General features: G+C 66.2%; 19 protein-coding genes. 17 read left to right on the forward strand and 2 right to left on the reverse strand.

The window, feature by feature from the left end; translation table 11 throughout:
* Positions 1-137 precede the first annotated feature (137 nt).
* The 12 genes from rpsP to RCF34_RS17955 all read left to right on the forward strand — a co-directional run bounded on the left by rpsP (position 138) and on the right by RCF34_RS17955 (position 10,985).
* Positions 138-386 carry a 30S ribosomal protein S16 gene (rpsP, locus tag RCF34_RS17900; protein ID WP_017640797.1) on the forward strand — a complete coding sequence of 83 codons (249 nt, stop codon included), beginning with the start codon at positions 138-140 and terminating at the stop codon, positions 384-386.
* A 5-nt stretch (positions 387-391) separates the two neighbouring features.
* Complete coding sequence (rimM, locus tag RCF34_RS17905) at positions 392-928, forward strand: ribosome maturation factor RimM (protein ID WP_064307868.1); 537 nt, start codon at positions 392-394, stop codon at positions 926-928.
* A gap of 3 nt (positions 929-931) precedes the next feature.
* Positions 932-1,669 (forward strand): tRNA (guanosine(37)-N1)-methyltransferase TrmD, encoded by a 738-nt coding sequence (gene trmD, locus RCF34_RS17910; RefSeq protein ID WP_308709373.1) that lies wholly within the window; start codon positions 932-934, stop codon positions 1,667-1,669.
* A 42-nt stretch (positions 1,670-1,711) separates the two neighbouring features.
* A complete protein-coding gene (rplS, locus tag RCF34_RS17915) occupies positions 1,712-2,062 on the forward strand; it encodes a 50S ribosomal protein L19 (protein ID WP_007160957.1) in 351 nt (116 codons plus the stop codon).
* Between the two features lie 69 nt (positions 2,063-2,131).
* Positions 2,132-2,545 (forward strand): acyl-CoA thioesterase, encoded by a 414-nt coding sequence (locus RCF34_RS17920; protein ID WP_308709374.1) that lies wholly within the window; start codon positions 2,132-2,134, stop codon positions 2,543-2,545.
* Positions 2,542-3,432 (forward strand): site-specific tyrosine recombinase XerD, encoded by an 891-nt coding sequence (gene xerD / locus RCF34_RS17925; protein WP_308709375.1) that lies wholly within the window; start codon positions 2,542-2,544, stop codon positions 3,430-3,432. Before RCF34_RS17920 ends, xerD begins: the two co-directional genes overlap by 4 nt.
* A 63-nt stretch (positions 3,433-3,495) precedes the next feature.
* Entirely contained in the window at positions 3,496-4,221 is a 726-nt protein-coding gene (locus tag RCF34_RS17930) for a thioredoxin fold domain-containing protein (RefSeq protein ID WP_308709376.1), read from the forward strand.
* Positions 4,222-4,328: 107 nt separating this feature from the next.
* Positions 4,329-5,633, forward strand: a complete 1,305-nt coding sequence (locus RCF34_RS17935; protein ID WP_027600220.1) for a homoserine dehydrogenase — start codon at positions 4,329-4,331, stop codon at positions 5,631-5,633.
* A 46-nt stretch (positions 5,634-5,679) separates the two neighbouring features.
* Complete coding sequence (gene thrC / locus RCF34_RS17940) at positions 5,680-7,089, forward strand: threonine synthase (protein WP_308709377.1); 1,410 nt, start codon at positions 5,680-5,682, stop codon at positions 7,087-7,089.
* Positions 7,090-7,306: 217 nt separating this feature from the next.
* Positions 7,307-7,846, forward strand: a complete 540-nt coding sequence (locus tag RCF34_RS17945) for a YaeQ family protein (RefSeq protein WP_308709378.1) — start codon at positions 7,307-7,309, stop codon at positions 7,844-7,846.
* Complete coding sequence (recJ, locus tag RCF34_RS17950) at positions 7,846-9,567, forward strand: single-stranded-DNA-specific exonuclease RecJ (RefSeq protein ID WP_308709379.1); 1,722 nt, start codon at positions 7,846-7,848, stop codon at positions 9,565-9,567. The genes RCF34_RS17945 and recJ overlap by 1 nt, the downstream gene beginning before the upstream one ends.
* 314 nt (positions 9,568-9,881) lie before the next feature.
* Complete coding sequence (locus RCF34_RS17955; protein WP_308709380.1) at positions 9,882-10,985, forward strand: NADH:flavin oxidoreductase/NADH oxidase; 1,104 nt, start codon at positions 9,882-9,884, stop codon at positions 10,983-10,985.
* Positions 10,986-11,024: 39 nt separating this feature from the next.
* Here RCF34_RS17955 and RCF34_RS17960 read toward each other — a convergent pair whose 3' ends face one another.
* Positions 11,025-11,495, reverse strand: a complete 471-nt coding sequence (locus tag RCF34_RS17960) for a nuclear transport factor 2 family protein (RefSeq protein ID WP_308709381.1) — start codon at positions 11,493-11,495, stop codon at positions 11,025-11,027.
* Between the two features lie 191 nt (positions 11,496-11,686).
* Here RCF34_RS17960 and RCF34_RS17965 point away from each other — a divergent pair, with 191 nt between their 5' ends.
* On the forward strand, positions 11,687-12,382 hold the full coding sequence (locus RCF34_RS17965) for a tellurite resistance TerB family protein (RefSeq protein ID WP_308709382.1): 696 nt from the start codon (positions 11,687-11,689) through the stop codon (positions 12,380-12,382).
* A 3-nt stretch (positions 12,383-12,385) separates the two neighbouring features.
* On the opposite strand, the gene RCF34_RS17970 is transcribed toward RCF34_RS17965, so the two are convergent.
* Positions 12,386-13,288, reverse strand: coding sequence for a LysR family transcriptional regulator (locus RCF34_RS17970; RefSeq protein WP_308709383.1), 903 nt, complete (start codon positions 13,286-13,288; stop codon positions 12,386-12,388).
* Positions 13,289-13,434: 146 nt separating this feature from the next.
* Here RCF34_RS17970 and RCF34_RS17975 point away from each other — a divergent pair, with 146 nt between their 5' ends.
* The 4 genes from RCF34_RS17975 to lysS all read left to right on the forward strand — a co-directional run bounded on the left by RCF34_RS17975 (position 13,435) and on the right by lysS (position 19,666).
* A complete protein-coding gene (locus RCF34_RS17975) occupies positions 13,435-15,111 on the forward strand; it encodes a GMC family oxidoreductase (RefSeq protein WP_308709384.1) in 1,677 nt (558 codons plus the stop codon).
* Positions 15,112-15,220: 109 nt separating this feature from the next.
* Positions 15,221-16,843 (forward strand): MFS transporter, encoded by a 1,623-nt coding sequence (locus RCF34_RS17980; protein ID WP_308709385.1) that lies wholly within the window; start codon positions 15,221-15,223, stop codon positions 16,841-16,843.
* A 100-nt stretch (positions 16,844-16,943) separates the two neighbouring features.
* Positions 16,944-18,039, forward strand: a protein-coding gene (gene prfB, locus RCF34_RS17985; RefSeq protein ID WP_308709386.1) for a peptide chain release factor 2 whose coding sequence is annotated in 2 segments (ribosomal slippage) — positions 16,944-17,015 and positions 17,017-18,039 — 1,095 coding nt in all. Because the reading frame shifts where the segments join, the coding sequence is not laid out codon by codon here.
* A 124-nt stretch (positions 18,040-18,163) separates the two neighbouring features.
* The gene (lysS, locus tag RCF34_RS17990; protein WP_308709387.1) at positions 18,164-19,666 is read left to right on the forward strand and encodes a lysine--tRNA ligase; all 1,503 of its coding nucleotides are present in this window, start codon (positions 18,164-18,166) and stop codon (positions 19,664-19,666) included.
* Positions 19,667-19,779 lie beyond the last annotated feature (113 nt).

The following is a 19,779-nucleotide window of genomic DNA, read 5'->3' on the forward strand; positions in this document are numbered from 1 at the left end:
CCAGGCTGCCGCGATACCCAGGGCACCGCTTAAAGCCATTGGCAAACCAGGTGACAGCCCTTAGAATATGCGGCCTTTCGGGCCATGTGGCCCAGTGTGCCCACAGCTACAAGCACCGACTACAGGAACGAAGTTCAATGGTAACCATCCGTCTAGCCCGTGGCGGCTCCAAGAAGCGCCCCTTCTACCACCTGACCGTGACCAACAGCCGCAATGCGCGCGATGGTCGTTTCGTCGAGCGCATCGGTTTCTTCAACCCGGTGGCCAGCGGCGCCGAAATCCGTCTGTCGGTGGACCAAGAGCGTGCCAGCTACTGGCTGTCGCAGGGCGCCCAGCCGTCCGAGCGCGTCGCTCAGCTGCTCAAGAGCGCTCAGGCTACCGCCTGAAGACCATGAGTACGCCGACCTCCGCCCCCGACCTGGTGGTCCTGGGCAAGATAGTTTCGGTCTTCGGCGTACGCGGTGAGCTCAAGATCTACTCCTTTACCGATCCGCTCGACAATCTGCTGGACTATCGGACCTGGACGCTAAGGCGCGAAGGCGAGACCCGGCAGGTCAAGGTGCTCGGCGGTCGGTTGCACGGCAAGGTCCTGACGGTACGGCTGCAGGGCCTGGACGATCGTGAAGAAGCCCGCCTGATGGCCGGTTTCGAGATCTGCGTGCCGCGCAGCGAATTGCCCCAGCTGGGCGCCGGTGACTACTACTGGCATCAGTTGGAAGGTCTCAAGGTGATCAATCGCGAAGGCCAGTGGCTGGGTGTGGTGGATCATCTGCTGGAGACCGGGGCCAACGACGTCATGGTGGTCATGCCCTGTGCAGGCAGCCTCGACGATCGTGAGCGTCTGTTGCCTTATCTGCCCGACCAGTACGTGTTGGCGGTGGATCTGGCCAAGGGTGAGATGCAGGTCGACTGGGACGCGGATTTCTGATCCATGCGTATCGATGTCATCAGCCTCTTTCCCGAGATGTTCGAAGCCGTGAGCGCCTATGGCGTGAGCGGTCGCGCGATGAAGCAGGGGCTCCTGGAGCTGACCTGCTACAACCCGCGCAGCTATACCGAGGATCGCCACCAGACCGTGGACGACCGGCCCTTTGGCGGCGGTCCCGGCATGGTCATGAAGATCCAGCCGCTGGAGCGCGCCCTGGCCGATGCCAGGGGGGATTCGGCGGCGAAGGTGATCTACCTGTCCCCCCAGGGTCGCAAGCTCGACCAGGCGGCGGTACGGGAACTGGCGCAGGAGGAACATCTGATCCTCATCGCCGGGCGTTACGAAGGTATCGACGAGCGTTTCATCGAGACGCATGTGGATGAAGAATGGTCGATTGGCGACTATGTGCTGTCCGGCGGTGAATTGCCGGCCATGGTGCTGATCGATGGGGTCACGCGACTGCTGCCCGGAGCCTTGGGGCATGTGGATTCCGCCGAGCAGGACTCGTTTACCGACGGCCTGCTCGATTGCCCGCACTACACCCGACCCGAGGTGTACGAGGGCCGTCGCGTACCCGACGTGTTGCTCAGTGGTAACCACGAGCATATCCGGCGCTGGCGCCTGCAGCAGTCCCTGGGACGCACTGCGGAGCGACGCGCCGATCTTCTGGATGGCCGCTCGCTTTCTGGAGAAGAGCAGAACCTGTTGGCGGAATACCTCCGTCAGCGGAACGATAGTTAGGTATCGATGGCGGGCCGCGGCCTGTCTTAGGAGCAGAGTGACATGACCAACAAAATCATTGCCCAGATCGAAGCTGAGCAGATGAACAAGGAAATCCCGGCGTTCGCCCCCGGCGACACCGTGATTGTCCAGGTTAAGGTGAAGGAAGGCGACCGTCAGCGTCTGCAGGCCTTCGAAGGCGTGGTGATCGGCAAGCGTAACCGCGGCCTGAACAGCGCCTTCACCGTCCGCAAGATCTCCAACGGCGTTGGCGTCGAGCGTACCTTCCAGACCTACAGCCCGCTGGTCGACAGCCTGAGCGTCAAGCGTCGCGGTGACGTGCGCAAGGCCAAGCTGTACTACCTGCGCGAACTGTCCGGCAAGGCTGCCCGCATCAAGGAAAAGCTTTCCTGATCGCGGCGTGACCAGAAAAAAGCAGCTTCGGCTGCTTTTTTCGTTTCTGAGGTTTGAGGTATCGCAGACATGACGACCCGCGAAGCGGAAATCCAGCGGCGCACGGCGCTGTCGGAAACCCGGGTGGCCAAGGCGGTTTTTCCGCCCACCACCAATCATCATGACACCCTGTTCGGCGGCACCGCCCTGGCCTGGATGGACGAAGTGTCCTTCATCACCGCGACGCGCTTCTGTCGCAAGCCGCTGGTGACCGTCTCCACCGACCGGATCGACTTCAACCATCCCATTCCCGCCGGCTCCATCGTCGAGCTGATCGGTCGGGTGGTGAAGGTCGGCAACACCAGCATCAAGGTGCAGGTGGAGGTGTTCGTCGAAGGCATGCTGGCGGAAGGGCGCGAGCGCGCCATCAACGGTGCCTTCAGCTTTGTCGCGGTGGACGGCGAGGGCAAACCGACGCCGGTGCTGCCCGGGTTCGCCGCGTGAGCGCCGAGCGGCTGATCGAGGAATTCCTCGACGCCCTGTGGCTGGAAAAGGGGCTGTCGCCCCATACCCGCAGCGCCTATCGCACCGATCTGCTGGCCTTCGCTCGGTGGCTGGAGGGCAGGGGGCTGACCCTGGAGACGGTCGGTCGCGACGCCGTGCTCGATCACCTCGGCTGGCGCCTGAGCGAGGGTTACCAGGCGCGTTCCACCGCGCGCTTTCTGTCCGGTCTGCGCAGCTTCTACAAGTACAGCGTGCGCGAAGGGCGGATCGCCGAGGACCCGACGCTGCTGGTGAGCATGCCGCAGCTGGGTGCGCCACTGCCCAAGAGCCTGTCCGAGGCGGACGTGGAAGCCCTGCTGGCCGCGCCGGATACCGAGGACACCCTGGGCCTGCGCGACCGCACCATGCTCGAGGTGCTCTATGCCACCGGCCTGCGGGTGACCGAGCTGATCAGCCTGACCCTCGACGAGATCAACCTGCGCGAGGGCTCGCTGCGGGTCTTCGGCAAGGGCAGCAAGGAGCGGCTGATTCCCCTGGGCGAGGAAGCCATCGCCTGGCTGGAGAACTATCTCAGGACGGCACGTCCGCTGCTGCTGGGCGGCCAGCCCGGCGACATCCTCTTTCCCAGCCAACGGGGCACGCCCATGACCCGGCAGACCTTCTGGCATCGCATCAAGCTGCATGCCCAGGTGGCCGGCATCCGCACCTCGCTGTCGCCGCATACCCTCAGGCACGCCTTCGCCACCCATCTGCTCAACCACGGCGCCGACCTGCGCACGGTGCAGATGCTGCTCGGCCATACCAGTCTGTCCACCACTCAGATCTACACCCACGTCGCCCGCGTGCGGCTGCAGCAACTGCACGCCCAGCACCATCCGCGCGGCTAGGGCGGCACCGCCGCAGCCGGCAGGTCTGTGATAGGCTTGCCGGCGTCTCAACAGGAGTCAAACATGCGTATTTCCCGACTGTTGCTCGCCGCTTGCCTGGGGCTCGGCGTGCAACTGGCTCAGGCCGAACCTGAGCAGGCCATTCGCCAGAGCCTGACCGCGCTGCAACCCAATCTCGCCATCGAGTCCATCGCCAAGAGTCCGCTGGAAGGCCTCTACCAGGTCCAGCTCAAGGGCGGCCGTGTGCTCTATGCCAGCGGCGATGGCCAGTTCGTCATGCAGGGCTATCTGTATCAGGTCAAGGACGGCAAGGCCTCCAACCTGACCGAGAAGGCCGAGAACGTCGCCGTGGCGCGGCAGATCAATGGTCTCGATCGCAACCAGATGATCGTCTATCCCGCCCAGGGCGAGACCAAGGCGCACATCACCGTCTTCACCGACACCACCTGCCCCTATTGCCAGAAGCTGCACGCCGAGGTGCCCGAGCTGAACAAGCGCGGCATCGAGGTGCGCTACCTGGCCTTCCCGCGCCAGGGCATGGGCTCGCCGGGCTCCAAGCAGCTGGAGGCGGTGTGGTGCGCCAAGGACAAGCCCGCGGCGCTGAACCAGATGTTCACCGGCCGCGAGGTCAAGTCCGAGAGCTGCCAGAATCCGGTCGCCCAGCAATTCGCGCTGGGACAGAACATGGGTATCCAGGGCACGCCGGCGATCATTCTCGCCGATGGCCAGATGATCCCGGGCTACCAGCCGGCCGACCAGCTGGCGGAAGCCGCAATCGGCGCCCGCTAGGTTTTATACGACGCATCAAGCGCAGGCACTTTCGTACAGGGGCTTGCGCCGCGACAGAGATTTCAACGGAGCCGCGGAGCGGCGCCATACGACATGGGGATAAGGGTGTGAAGCCGGTCAAAGTAGGCATCTGTGGTCTGGGTACCGTGGGCAGCGGGACCTTCAACGTACTCAAGCGTAACGCCGAGGAAATCGCCCGGCGCGCCGGGCGGGGTATCGAGGTGGCGCAGATCGCCCAGCGCCGGCCCAATCCCCAGTGCGACACCGGTAGTACGCCGATCACCGCCGATGTCCTGGCCGTGGCCGACAATCCCGAGATCGACGTGGTGGTGGAGCTGATCGGCGGCTACACCCTGGCTCGCGAGCTGGTACTACGCGCCATCGCCAACGGCAAGCACGTGGTCACCGCCAACAAGGCGCTGATCGCCGTGCACGGCAACGAGATCTTCGCCAAGGCGCGTGAGCAGGGCGTGATCGTCGCCTTCGAGGCCTCGGTGGCCGGTGGCATCCCAGTGATCAAGGCGCTGCGCGAGGGCTTGGCGGCCAACCGCATCAACTGGGTGGCCGGCATCATCAACGGCACCGGCAACTTCATCCTTTCCGAGATGCGCGAGAAGGGTCGCACCTTCCCCGATGTCCTGGCCGAAGCCCAGGCGCTGGGCTATGCCGAGGCCGATCCGACCTTTGACGTCGAAGGCATCGATGCCGCCCACAAGCTGACCATCCTGGCGTCCATCGCCTTCGGCATCCCGCTGCAATTCGACAAGGCCTACACCGAGGGCATCACCCGCCTGACCACCGCCGATGTCGGCTACGCCGAGGCGCTGGGCTATCGCATCAAGCACCTGGGCGTGGCGCGCAGCACCGACCAGGGCATCGAGCTGCGGGTGCATCCGACGCTGATCCCGGCCGATCGCCTGATCGCCAACGTCAACGGCGTGATGAACGCGGTGATGGTCAACGGCGACGCCGTGGGTTCGACGCTGTTCTACGGCGCCGGTGCCGGGCAGGAGCCGACCGCCTCGGCGGTGGTGGCCGACCTGGTGGACGTGGTTCGCGCCATGACCTCGGATCCGGAGAACCGCGTGCCGCACCTGGCTTTCCAGCCCGATGCGCTGTCCGACCATCCGGTGCTGTCGATCGAGGCCTGCGAGAGCGCCTACTATCTGCGCATCCAGGCCAAGGATCACCCGGGCGTGCTGGCCCAGGTGGCGAGCATCCTCTCGGCGCGCGGCATCAACATCGAGTCCATCATGCAGAAGGAAGCCGAGGAACATGACGGCCTGGTGCCCATGATCCTGCTGACCCATCGCGTGACCGAGCGCCACATGGTCGAGGCCATCACCGCGCTGGAAGCCCTGGACGATGTCGTCGGCGATGTCGTCCGCATCCGCGTCGAGCACCTGAACTGAGCAGCCTGGCGGCGCCCGGCGCCGCCGTATTTCCCGAGGTCGAGTCATGCGTTACATCAGTACCCGCGGCCAGGCGCCCGCGCTGAATTTCGAAGAAGTGCTGCTGGCGGGTCTCGCCAGCGATGGCGGTCTCTACGTACCGGAGAACCTGCCGCGCTTTTCCCTGGAGGAGATCGCCTCCTGGGCCGGTCTGCCCTACCACGAGCTGGCTTTCCGGGTGATGAAGCCCTTCGTCGCCGGCTCCATCGCCGATGCCGAATTCAAGGCCATCCTGGAAGAGACCTACGCCGGTTTCGCCCATGGTGCCATCGCGCCGCTGCGCCAGCTGGACGCCAACGAGTGGGTGCTGGAGCTGTTCCACGGCCCGACCCTGGCCTTCAAGGACTTCGCCCTGCAGCTGCTGGGACGGCTGCTCGACCATGTGCTGGCCAAGCGCGGCGAGCGCGTGGTGATCATGGGCGCCACCTCTGGCGACACCGGCTCGGCGGCCATCGAAGGCTGCAAGCGCTGCGAGAACGTGGACATCTTCATCCTGCATCCGCACCAGCGGGTGTCGGAGGTACAGCGCCGGCAGATGACCACGCTGCTGGGTGACAACATCCACAACATCGCCATCGAAGGCAACTTCGACGACTGCCAGGAGATGGTCAAGGCCAGCTTCGCCGACCAGGGTTTCCTCAAGGGCACCCCGCTGGTGGCGGTCAACTCGATCAACTGGGCGCGGATCATGGCCCAGATCGTCTACTACTTCCATGCGGCCCTGCAGCTGGGCGCCCCGGCGCGCTCCATCGCCTTCTCGGTGCCCACCGGTAACTTCGGCGACATCTTCGCCGGTTACCTGGCACGCAACATGGGCCTGCCGGTGAGCCAGCTGGTGGTGGCCACCAACCGCAACGACATCCTGCACCGCTTCATGTCCGGCAACCGCTACGACAAGCAGCAGCTGGAGGCCACGCTGTCGCCCTCCATGGACATCATGGTTTCTTCCAACTTCGAGCGTCTGCTGTTCGACCTGCACGGTCGCGACGGCCTGGCCCTGGCCGAGCTGATGGCGAACTTCCGCAGCAGCGGCACCCTGACGGTGGCGGACGATCGCTGGACCGAAGCGCGCAAGCTGTTCGACTCCCTCGCCGTGAGCGACGAGGAGACCTGCGCCACCATCGCCGAGGTCCATGCCACCACCGGCGAGGTGCTGGATCCGCACACCGCCATCGGCGTGCGCGCCGCCCGTGAGTGCCGGCGCAGCCTGGCCACGCCCATGGTGGTGCTGGGTACCGCGCACCCGGTGAAATTCCCCGAGGCGGTGGAAAAAGCCGGCATCGGCGCGACCCTCAGCCTGCCGACCCACCTGGCCGACCTGCTGCAGCGCGAAGAGCGCTGTACCGTGCTGCCCAACGACCTCGCCGCTGTCCAGGCCTTCGTCAGCCGCCACGGCAAGCGTGGTCAGCCGCTATAAGGCGATAGTACACCCCTGTTGGCTTCGCTGCGCTCAACCCAGCCTACGTTGACCTGTAGGTTGGGTTGAGACGGCGCCCTCGTCGAAGCCCAACAAGGCGGACTCCATCCGTCCCTGTTGGGCTTCGCTGCGCTCAGCCCAACCTACGGATCCGCGGTCCCAAGCCTCCCTGCCTTTTCCGGTACAATGCCCGGCTTTCCCTGCCGGTGACCCGCCCATGGCTCTGCAAGCCACGCCCTACAAAGTCGAACTCAACCTCACCGATCTGGATCGCGGGGTCTACGAGAATCTGCGCCTGACCGTGGCGCGGCATCCCTCCGAGACCGAGGAGCGAATGGCGGTGCGGTTGCTGGCCTATGTGCTCTGGTACAACGAGCAGCTGGCCTTCGGCCGCGGCCTGTCCGACGTCGACGAGCCGGCGCTGTGGGAAAAGAGTCTCGATGGCCGGGTGCTGCACTGGATCGAGGTCGGCCAACCCGATGCCGACCGCCTGACCTGGTGCAGCCGTCGCACCGAGCGCACCAGCCTGCTGGCCTATGGCAACCTGCGCGTCTGGCAGACCAAGGTGGTGGACGCGGTCAGGACGCTGAAGAATCTGCATATCGCCGCGGTCCCCGCCGAGCCCCTGGCCGAGCTGTCCCGCGATCTGCCGCGCAGCATTTCCTGGCAGGTGATGATCAGCGAAGGCACCCTGTTCGTCACCGACGACCGCGGTCAACACGAATTGCAGCTGGAATGGCTGCTGGGCGAACGTTGATGCGCCTGGAGCCCCGTCCGCTGCCGGCGGTGTTGCCCGACCTGGGCGACCTGCCGCCGCTGCTCACCCGGCTCTATGCCGCGCGCGGCGTGACCTTGCCGGAAGAACTCGACAAGGGCCTGGCGCGGCTGGTGCCCTATCACCAGCTCAAGGGCATCGAGGCAGCGGTGGAGCTGCTGGCACGCGCCCTGGAAGAGCGCCGGCGCATCCTCATCGTCGGCGATTTCGATGCCGATGGCGCCACCGCCAGCGCCGTGGGCGTGCTGGCGCTGCGTCGCCTGGGCGCGGCCTGGGTCGACTACCTGGTGCCCAATCGCTTCGAATACGGCTACGGCCTGACGCCCGAGATCGTCGCCGTGGCCCTGCAGCGCGAGCCCGAGGTGCTGCTCACCGTCGACAACGGTATCTCCAGCCTGGACGGCGTGGCTGCGGCCAAGGCGGCCGGGCTGCAGGTGGTCATCACCGACCATCACCTGCCGGGCGCCGAATTGCCCGCCGCCGATGCCATCGTCAATCCGAATCAGCCGGCCTGCGCCTTTCCCAGCAAGTGCATCGCCGGGGTCGGGGTGATCTTCTATGTAATGCTGGCCCTGCGCAGTCGCCTGCGCGAGAACGGCTGGTTCGCCCGTCAGGGCCTGGCCGAGCCCAATCTGGCCGAGTTGCTGGATCTGGTGGCCCTCGGCAGCGTCGCCGACGTGGTGCCGCTGGACGCCAACAACCGCATCCTGGTGCACCAGGGGCTTATGCGGATCCGCGCCGGTCGGGCACGACCGGGGCTCAAGGCGCTGTTGGAAGTGGCCGGGCGCCAGCCGGGCAAGGTGGCCTCCAGCGACCTCGGCTTCATTCTCGGCCCGCGGCTCAATGCGGCGGGGCGCCTGGACGACATGTCCATCGGCATCGAGTTGCTGCTCTGCGAAGACCCGCAGCTGGCGCAGGAATACGCCCAGCAGCTGGACGACTTCAACAAGGATCGCAAGAGCATCGAGCAGGGCATGCAGCGCGAGGCGCTCAAGCAGCTCAAGGAGTTGCCGGAAGACAATCTGCCCTTCGGTCTCTGCCTGTTCGACCCGGAGTGGCACCAGGGCGTGATCGGCATCCTCGCCTCGCGCCTCAAGGAAAGGTATCACCGCCCGGCGCTGGCCTTCGCCGACGACGGCAGTGGCAGCGGCATGCTCAAGGGCTCGGCGCGCTCGGTACCCGGGCTGCACATCCGCGATGCTCTGGACGCCGTGGCCACCCGTCATCCGGGACTCATCACCAAGTTCGGCGGCCACGCCATGGCCGCCGGCCTCAGTCTACCCCAGGCGCACTACGAGACCTTCGCCGCCGCCTTCGATGCCGAGGTGCGGCGTCACCTGCAGGCCGAGGATCTCAGCGGTCGCCTGCAGACCGATGGCTGCCTGGCCCCTACCGAATTCCAGCTCGGCCTGGCCCAGGCCCTGCGCCAGGCCGGTCCCTGGGGCCAGCAGTTTCCCGAGCCGCTGTTCCACGGCACCTTCGAGATCCTCTCCCAGCGCCTGCTCAAGGAGCGGCACCTCAAGCTGACCCTGCGCAGCGAGCAGGGCGGCCCGGAGCTGGACGGCATCGCCTTCAACATCGACCGCGACACCTGGCCCGACCCCAACATCCGCTGGGCCGAACTGGCCTATCGGCTGGACGTGAACGAATTCCGCGGCAACGAGAGCGTGCAGTTGCTGGTGGTGCACCTGGCACCGCGTTAGGGCTCGCCTGAAAAGTCGCCGAGCGAAGGTCAGGCAAGGCACAACGACCAACGGGAGTAACAGCCTACGGCTGGCCCGTAGGGTGAGCGCCAGCGAATCAAATCAGCGAGGGAAGCGGACCGGGCTCGCGAACGAGTTTACGAAAGGTAAATGAGCATTCCGATGGGGCCGCCCAGGCCGGACTGGCGATCCAGCTGATTTTTAACGCAGCATCACCGAGCGCAGGCACTTTTCAGACGAGTCCTGTCGGATCGGCGATCTATTCTGGCCGGACGCACTCCAATGCCGTGCATCCCGACTAGACGAGGTCCGCCATGAGTCTCCTGTTCCAGCCCCTGACCCTGCGTCAGCTGACCCTGCCCAATCGCGTGGTGGTCTCCCCGATGTGCCAGTACTCCAGCGAAGACGGCTTCGCCAACGACTGGCACCTGGTCCACCTCGGCAGTCGCGCCACCGGAGGAGCGGGTCTGGTGATCTTCGAGGCCACCGCCGTCACCCCCGATGGGCGCATCACGCCCCAGGACCTGGGCCTGTGGAAGGACGAGCAGATCGAGCCCTTGCGGCGCATCACCCAGTTCATCGAGGGACAGGGCAGTGTCGCCGGCATCCAGCTGGCCCATGCCGGCCGCAAGGCCAGCACCTGGCAACCCTGGCTCGGCGAGCACGGCAGCGTGCCCATCGCCGAAGGCGGCTGGGTGCCGGTGGCGCCCTCGGCCATTGCCTTCGATCCCCAGCACACCCGGCCCACGGCGGTGGATCGCGACGATATCGCCCGCATTCGTCGGGCCTTCGTGGACACCGCCGAGCGCGCCCTGGCGGCCGGCTTCAAGGTGGCCGAGATCCATGCCGCCCACGGCTATCTGCTGCACCAGTTCCTCTCGCCGCTCTCCAATCGCCGCGAGGACGACTACGGCGGCAATTTCGAGAATCGCATCCGCCTGCTGCTGGAAGTGACCGCCGACGTGCGAGCGGTCTGGCCTGAAGAGTTGCCGCTGTTCGTGCGGGTCTCGGCCACCGACTGGGTGGAGGACGGCTGGGACGTCGATGAGACGGTGGAGCTGGCGCGCCGGCTGAAGACCCTGGGCGTCGACCTGATCGACGTCTCTTCCGGCGGCACCGCGGCCCAGGCCGACATCCCTACCGGGCCCGGCTACCAGACCCAGTTCGCCGAACGGGTCCGCAAGGAAGCCGGGATTCCCAGTGGCGCGGTGGGCATGATCACCGATGCCGCCCAGGCCGAGCACGTGCTGCGCACCGGCCAGGCCGACCTGGTACTGCTGGCCCGCGAACTGCTGCGGGATCCCTACTGGCCGCTGAATGCCGCGGAGGCCCTGCGTGAGAAGGTCTCCTGGCCGCCGCAGTACGTGCGCGCCGCGCACCGGGATACGCCGCTGCGCAAGCCGTTCGGGGTGGAATAGGGCTCGGGGCGGAGCCATCCGCACGGATGGCTCCCCGGATCAGGGTTTGGCCGGGCGCAGCATCGCCTCCAGGGCATCGCTGTCGTAGTAGTCGCCCAGGTACCAGATACGGCCGTCACGGATCTTCATGATGCTGGCACCGCGGATCTTGACCGGTTGCTTGCCGGTGGCGGTGATGCTGTTACCGGTCAGTTCCCATTCGAAGGCGATGCTGCGCGGGCCGATGACCGGCTTGTGCACCATCTTCACCTGCAGATCCGGTACCGCCTTGAGGGTGACCTTGACGATCCTGTCGCGGGCCTGGGTGCGGCTGGTCTCGGTGGTGGCGGCGCCACTGTCGAAATACTGCACCTTGGGATCGAGCAGGGCGCTGGCGGCCTCGGCGTCGTGATCGTTCCAGGCATCGAGATAGCGATTGGCGATGAGGCGCGCGTCCTCGGCGGCGGCCTGGACCTGGCCGGCGGCGAGGGCGAGCGAAAGCGCGAACAGCACAGCCAGACGCGAGCGCATGGGGTGTCTCCGGCAACTGCAGGGGGAAGGCGCAAGAGTAGCGCCGTGGGCGGCCGGCGGTCAGCAATATTTTGTGTCGGCTGGTCGCTTGGAACGGCGGCCCTGGCAACATCCGGTAAGCAGGTGCCGGGAGCCAGACGGCGTGGTCAGCGGTCTTAAAGGGCTGAATCCTGACTCTGTGGAGGTCGTCCATGAACACCCGCGGTTTGCTCGATCAATTGCTCAAGGCGGGCCAGCAGGCCCTGGCCAAGAAGACCGGCCACGCGACGCCGCGACCCGGTACGGCTTCTTCCGGTAAGGATCCCCTGGGCGGTCTGCTCTCCGGATTGGGCAACAGTGGCCTGGCGGCCGGTGCCCTGACCGCCCTGCTGGGCAGCAAGCGCGGTCGCGCGATGGGGGGCAAGGCGGTCGGCTATGGCGGCCTGGCCGCGCTGGGCATGGTGGCCTACAAGGCCTATCAGTCCTGGCAAGTCAACCAGGCCCAGGGGGCTTCGGCCGTCGAGCCACGCACCGTGGATCGGGTACCGGAGCACGAAGCCGAGGCCCATGGCCGGGCGGTGCTGATCGCCTTGATCGCGGCAGCCAAGGCCGATGGTCATGTCGATGACCAGGAGCGCCAGGCCATCGAGGCCGAGATGGCCAAGCTGGACGACGATCCCGAGCTGCGCGGCTGGCTGCAGCGCGAACTGGAACAGCCACTGGATCCGGCCAAGGTCGCCGCCGCCGCGGAAACGCCCGAGATGGCCGCCGAGATGTACCTGGCCAGCCTGATGCTGATCGACGATCAGCAGTACATGGAAAAGGCCTACCTGGACGAGCTGGCGCGCCAGCTGCGCCTGGAGCCCGGCTTGCGCGCCGAGCTGGAGCGCGAGGCCGCGGCGGTCTGACGGCTAGGCGAGCGGGCGTTCCTCGCCCAGCAGGACGCTCCGCTCCGCCGCGCAGAGGTGCAGCAGGAAATCCCAGACCACGCGCAGGCGCGCGGAGCGGTGCAACTCCCGGTGGGTCGAGATCCAGTACTCGCGGGTGAAGGACCGCTCCGGGAGCACGCCTTCCAAGGGGGTGTCCTGACCCACCAGGTAGCAGGGCAGCACCGCGATGCCGATGCCGGCGCAGGCGGCTTCGCGCTGGGCGATGACGCTGGTGCTGCGAAAGACGATGCGCGGCTCGGGGCAGAGTCCCTGGATGAATTGCAGTTCACGGGTGTACAGCAGGTCGTCGACATAACCGATGAAGGTCTGCTCGCCGAGGTCGGCTTCGGCGTCCAGCGCGGGTGCCCGATCCAGGTAAGCGCGACTGGCATAGAACCTCAGGCGATAGGGCGTCAGCCGCCGGCCGATCAGGCCTTCGGCGGTGGGTCTCTCCAGGGTGATGGCGATGTCCGCCTCGCGGTTGGTGACGCTGACGAAGCGTGGCACCGACACCAGCTCCACTTCCAGGCCCAGGTAGTCGCGCAGCAGCGCGCCCAGGCGCTGGGCGAGAAAGCCGGTGCCCAGGCCCTCGGTCACTCCGACCCGCACCTGCCCCAGCGGATTGAGTCGCTGGGTCACCGCCTCCTGGGCCAGCAGCGCGGCTTCTTCCATCGCCTGGGCGTGCGCCAGCAGGGCCTGACCGGCCGGAGTGAGCTGGTAGCCGCTGGCCTGTTGCACCAGCAACTGGCTGCCCAAGGCGCGTTCCAGGGCCTCCAGGTGGCGGGCGACGGTGGCGTGACTGACGCCCAGGCTGCGGGCGGCGGTCAGTAGGCGGCCATGGCGCTGGACCTCCAGAAAAACCCGCAGATCGTTCCAGTCGAACATCCCGTCTCCTCGTCTAGGCCTGTCTGTCCGGTCGCATGCTGGGCACTGTTCAGAAATGCACAGCCGTTGCCCGTTTTCTGCGACTGTTGTTCGCGGATGACGACACTAGGATAGGGACCACAACAACAAAAAAGCGAGGGAACGTCATGCCCGGTCCTGCTGGTGCGGAATATGACTTCATCATCGTCGGCGCCGGTCCTGCCGGCTGCCTGCTGGCCAATCGACTGTCCGCCGATCCGGCCCATCGTGTGCTGCTGCTGGAAGCCGGCGGGCGCGACAACCATCCCTGGATCCATATCCCCGTCGGCTATCTGTTCTGCATCGGCAATCCGCGTACCGACTGGTGCTTCAAGACCGAGGTGGAAGCGGGCCTGGGTGGCCGCGCGCTCAACTATCCGCGCGGGCGGGTGCTGGGCGGCTGCTCCTCCATCAACGGCATGATCTACATGCGCGGCCAGGCCCGCGACTATGACGGCTGGGCCGCCGCCGGCAATCCCGGCTGGGGCTGGCAGGACGTGCTGCCGCTGTTCAAGCGCATGGAGGATCATTGCGATGGTGCCTCGGCCTTTCATGGCGCCGGGGGCGAATGGCGGGTCGAGCGGCAGCGCCTGCACTGGACGCTGCTCGACGCCTTTCGCAGCGCCGCGAACGAAACCGGCATCGCGCCGGTGGAAGACTTCAACACCGGTGACAACGAAGGCTGCGGCTACTTCCAGGTCAATCAGCGCAATGGCGTGCGCTGGAATGCCGCCAAGGCCTTTCTCAAGCCCGTCCGCCAGCGCGCCAATCTGCAAGTGCTGACCGGCGTCCAGGTCGAACGGGTGCTGCTGGAGGAGGGCAGGGCACGGGCGGTGCTGGCGTGGCTGCCGGGCCAGGCCGAGCCCCAGCGCCTGGTGGCGCGGCGGGAGATCGTGCTCTGCGCCGGGGCCATCGGCTCGCCGACCCTGTTGCAGCGCTCCGGCATCGGTCCGCGCGGTCTGCTCGAAGGCCTGGGCATCGGCGTCCGGCACCGGCTGGAAGGGGTGGGCGGCAATCTGCAGGATCACCTGCAACTACGGCTGATCTATCGAGTTCACGGGGTGCCGACCCTCAATGCCCTGGCCGGCAGTCTCTGGGGCAAGCTGGGCATGGGCCTGGAATACCTCTGGAAGCGCAGTGGGCCCTTGGCCATGGCGCCGAGTCAGCTGGGCGCCTTCGCCCGCTCCGATCCGGCGCAGCCCTCGGCCAATCTGCAATACCACGTGCAGCCGCTGTCGCTGGAGCGCTTCGGTGAGCCCCTGCATGGCTTTCCCGCCTTTACCGCCTCGGTGTGCAATCTGCGACCGGCCAGTCGCGGCCAGGTGAGCATCCGCAGCGCCGACCCGCTGGCCGCGCCGCTGATCCAGCCGCGTTATCTCAGCGCGCCGGAGGACCTCAAGGTAGCCGCCGATGCCATTCGCCTGACCCGGCGCATCGTCGCCGCCCCGGCCCTGGCCGCCTATCGGCCCGAAGAGTACCTGCCAGGACCGGCCTACCAGAGCGAAGCGGAGTTGCAGCAGGCCGCTGGCGCCATAGGCACCACCATCTTCCATCCGTCCGGCACCTGCCGCATGGGTCAGGACGCCGACGCCGTGGTCGATGCGCGTCTGCGGGTGCATGGCATTCCGGGGCTGCGGGTGGCCGACGCCTCCATCATGCCGACCCTGGTCTCGGGCAACAGCTGCTCGCCGACGCTGATGATCGCCGAGCAGGCGGCCACCTTCATGCTGGCCGAGGCCCGCGAGCAGGGCAGCCACGAGTTGCCCGCCGCGATCGCCCGATCCACCGCGGTCTCGGCCGCCTAGCTTCGTCCATCCGGCTTCACCGACGGCGGGGCCTCCCGCCGTTTCCACCGTAGTAGCTGTCGCCCATAACAACAATCAGCCCGGTGATCCCGGGTCAGGAGAACGTGCGATGTCCGACTATGCCCAACCCCGGGTACAACCCAGCGCGGCCAGCAGTCGCCGCGAAGAGCGCAAGGTGATCTTCGCCTCGTCCCTGGGGACCGTCTTCGAGTGGTATGACTTCTTTCTCTATGGCGCCCTGGCGGCGGTGATCAGCAAGCAGTTCTTCGCCGGCGTCAACGACACCACCGCCTTCATCTTCGCCCTGCTGGCCTTTGCCGCCGGCTTCGTGGTGCGGCCCTTCGGCGCCCTGCTGTTCGGACGCCTGGGCGATCTGGTCGGCCGCAAGTACACCTTTCTCGCCACCATCATCCTCATGGGCATCGCCACCTTCGGCGTCGGCCTGCTGCCCACCTACGCCAGCATCGGCGTGGCGGCGCCCATCATCCTGGTGGTGCTGCGCCTGCTGCAGGGCCTGGCCCTGGGCGGGGAATACGGCGGTGCCGCCACCTACATCGCCGAGCACGCGCCGCCCGGCAAGCGCGGCGCCCATACCAGCTGGCTGCAATCCACCGCGACCCTGGGGCTGTTGCTGTCGCTGGTGGTGATCCTGGTCTGCCGCTACCTGACCGGCGACCAGTTCGAGGTCTGGGGCTGGCGCCTGCCGTTCCTGCTGTCGATCTTCCTGCTGGCCATCTCCACGTGGATCCGCATGTCCATGCACGAGTCGCCGGCCTTCCTGCGCATGAAGGCCGAAGGCAAGCAGAGCAAGGCACCGATCCGCGATTCCTTCACCCACTGGAGCAATCTCAAGGTGGTGCTGATCGCCCTGTTCAGCATCAACGGCGGCCAGGCGGTGACCTTCTACCTGTCGCAATTCTATGTGATGTTCTTTCTAACCCAGACCCTCAAGCTCGATCCGGTGCTGGCCAACAACCTGCTGATCATCAGCGTGATCCTCGGCGCACCCTTCTTCGTCATCGCCGGCTGGTTGTCGGACAGGGTCGGCCGCAAGCCGATCCTGATGCTGGGCCTGCTGCTGGCCACGGTGCTCTACTTTCCGCTGTTCAAGGCCCTGACCCACTACGCCAATCCGCAGATCTACCAGGCCAGCCAGCAGGCGCCCATCGTGGTAACCGCCGATCCGGCCACCTGTACCTTCCAGTTCGATCCGGTGGGCAAGGCGCGCTTCGACAGCCCCTGCGACCGGGTCAAGACGCTGCTGGCCAAGAGCGGGCTGCCCTACCGCAGCGTGGCCGCGGCGCCGGGGGACGCGGTGCAGGTCAACGTCGGCGACAAGGTCATCGTCGGCTTCGACGAGCCGGCCCTGCGCGCCGCGGTGCAGGCCGCCGGGTATCCGGCCAAGGCCGATGCGTCCCAGGTCAACAAGCCGATGGTGGTGGCGGTGATCTTCGCCCTGATCCTCATCGCCACCCTCTGCTACGGCCCCCTGGCGGCGCTGATGGTGGAGCTGTTCCCCACGCGCATCCGCTACACCTCCATGTCGCTGCCGTACCACATCGGCAACGGCTGGTTCGGCGGCTTCCTGCCAACGGTGTCCTTTGCCCTGGTGGTCTATACCGGCGACATCTTCTACGGCCTCTGGTACCCGGTGCTGGTGACCGGCATCAGCCTGGTGGTAGGCCTGCTGTGCCTGCCGGAAACCCGCCACCGCGATCTCGACGCCGATTGAGGCCAGTGCGGGCGGCGCACCCCGCCGCCCGCTGAGTTTCGCCGCCGATTGGGTTATACTCGCGAGCTTTTCCACAGCTTTTCTCGCGAGTGTTTCCCCCATGGAAATCAACCCGATCGTCACCAGCATCAAGGACCTTTCCAGCCGCACCGAGACCATTCGGGGGTATCTTTGACTACGATCTGAAGAAGGATCGTCTCGTCGAAGTCGAGCGCGAGCTCGAAGACCCCGCTGTCTGGAACAAGCCCGAGTACGCCCAGAATCTTGGCCGCGAGCGCGCCCTGCTGGCCCAGGTGGTCGGTACCCTGGACGAGCTGAACGGCGGCCTGGCCGATGCCAGCGACCTGCTGGAAATGGCCGCCGAAGAGGAAGACCAGGGCGCGGTCGATGACGTGGCGGCCGAGGTGGAGCGCCTGCGCGGCATCCTCGAGAAGCTGGAATTCCGCCGCATGTTCAGCGGCGAGATGGACCCCAACAACTGCTACCTGGACATCCAGGCCGGCTCCGGCGGCACCGAGGCCCAGGACTGGGCCAACATGCTCTTGCGCATGTACCTGCGCTGGGCCGACCAGCACGGCTTCAGCGCCGAGATCGTCGAGCTGTCGGAAGGCGAGGTCGCCGGCATCAAGGGCGCCACCGTGCACATCAAGGGCGAATACGCCTTCGGCTGGCTGCGCACCGAGATCGGTGTGCACCGCCTGGTGCGCAAGAGTCCCTTCGACTCGGGCAACCGTCGCCACACCTCCTTTACCGCGGTGTTCGTCTCGCCCGAGATCGATGACAACATCGACATCGAGATCAACCCCTCGGATCTGCGCGTCGACACCTACCGCTCCTCGGGCGCCGGCGGTCAGCACGTGAACACCACCGACTCCGCGGTGCGGATCACCCACGTACCCACCAACACCGTGGTGGCCTGCCAGAACGAACGCTCCCAGCACGCCAACAAGGACACCGCCATGAAGATGCTGCGGGCCAAGTTGTACGAGCTGGAGATGCAGAAGCGCAACGCCGCGTCCCAGGCCCTGGAGGACTCCAAGTCCGATATCGGCTGGGGCCACCAGATCCGCTCCTACGTCCTCGACGCCTCGCGGATCAAGGATCTGCGCACCGGCGTGGAACGCAGCGACTGCGACAAGGTGCTCGACGGCGATCTGGACGAATACCTCGAAGCCAGCCTCAAGCAGGGCGTTTAATCCACCTCTCTCTGTAGGAGCGGTCGCATCGGCGCACCGCCATGGCCGCGATTCCTAAGCCCCATGCCTGGATCGCGGCCATGGGCCGCTCCTACAACAAGCACTCCCCAGGTAAACAGCAGACATGAGCGAACAACCCCTAGATCCCCAAGCCCAGGAACAGGAAGACAACAAGCTGATCGCCCAGCGCAAGGAAAAGCTTTCCGCGCTGCGCGACCAGCAGGCCATTCCCTTCCCCAACGACTTCCGCCGCGACAGCCTGGCCGGTGACCTGCAGAAGCAGTACGCCGACAAGACCAAGGAAGAGCTGGAAGCCGCAGGCATCAAGGTCAAGGTAGCCGGCCGCATCATGCTCAACCGCGGCGCCTTCATGGTGCTGCAGGACACCAGCGGACGCATCCAGGTCTACGTCGACCGCAAGACCCTGCCGGCGGAAACCCTGGAAGCGGTCAAGACCTGGGACCTGGGCGACATCATCGCCACCGAAGGTACCCTGGCCCGCTCCGGCAAGGGCGATCTCTACGTCAACATGAGCGACGTGCGCCTGCTGACCAAGTCGCTGCGCCCGCTGCCCGACAAGCACCACGGCCTGACCGATACCGAGCTGCGCTATCGCCAGCGCTATGTCGACCTGATCGTCAACGAAGAGGTGCGCCAGACCTTCCGCGTACGCTCCCAGGTCATCGCCCACATCCGCCGCTTCCTCATGGAGCGGGGTTTCCTGGAAGTGGAAACCCCCATGCTGCAGACCATTCCCGGCGGTGCGGCGGCCAAGCCCTTCGAGACCCACCACAACGCACTGGACCTGGCCATGTTCCTGCGCATCGCACCGGAGCTGTACCTCAAGCGCCTGGTGGTCGGTGGCTTCGAGAAGGTCTTCGAGATCAACCGCAACTTCCGCAACGAAGGCGTCTCGACCCGGCACAACCCCGAGTTCACCATGCTCGAGTTCTACCAGGCCTACGCCGACTACCGCGACAACATGGACCTCACCGAGGAACTGTTCCGCGAACTGGCCATGGCCGTGCTCGGCAGCACCGACGTGCCCTATGGCGACAAGGTCTTCCACTTCGGCGAGCCCTTCGTGCGCCTGTCGGTGTACGACTCCATCCTCAAGTACAACCCGGACATCACCGCGGCAGACCTGCAGGACGTCGAGAAGGCCCGCGCCATCGCCAAGCGGGCCGGCGCCAAGGTGCTGGGTCACGAAGGCCTGGGCAAGCTGCAGGTGATGATTTTCGAGGAGCTGGTGGAGAGCAAGCTGGAGCAGCCGCACTTCATCACCGAGTACCCTTTCGAGGTCTCGCCGCTGGCGCGTCGCAACGACGACAACCCCAGCGTCACCGATCGCTTCGAGCTGTTCATCGGCGGCCGCGAGATCGCCAATGCCTACTCCGAGCTCAACGACGCCGAAGACCAGGCCGAGCGCTTCATGCTGCAGGTCCAGGAAAAGGACGCCGGTGACGACGAGGCCATGCACTACGACGCCGACTTCATCAACGCCCTGGAATACGGCATGCCGCCCACCGCTGGCGAAGGCATCGGCATCGACCGCCTGGTGATGCTGCTGACCAACTCGCCGTCGATCCGCGACGTCATCCTCTTCCCGCACATGCGTCCGCAATAAGCGTTGCGCCCCCGTCCGGGGGCGCCGCTGGCTCCTGCCGACCGGGGCTCTGTCATCAAAGGTTCATCCGGACCTGCTAAGAGCCTGTTCAGAGTCTAGCGAGCTAGAGCCAA

The sequence above is a fragment of the Pseudomonas sp. 102515 genome (genome assembly GCF_031085165.1).
Lineage (GTDB): Bacteria > Pseudomonadota > Gammaproteobacteria > Pseudomonadales > Pseudomonadaceae > Chryseomonas.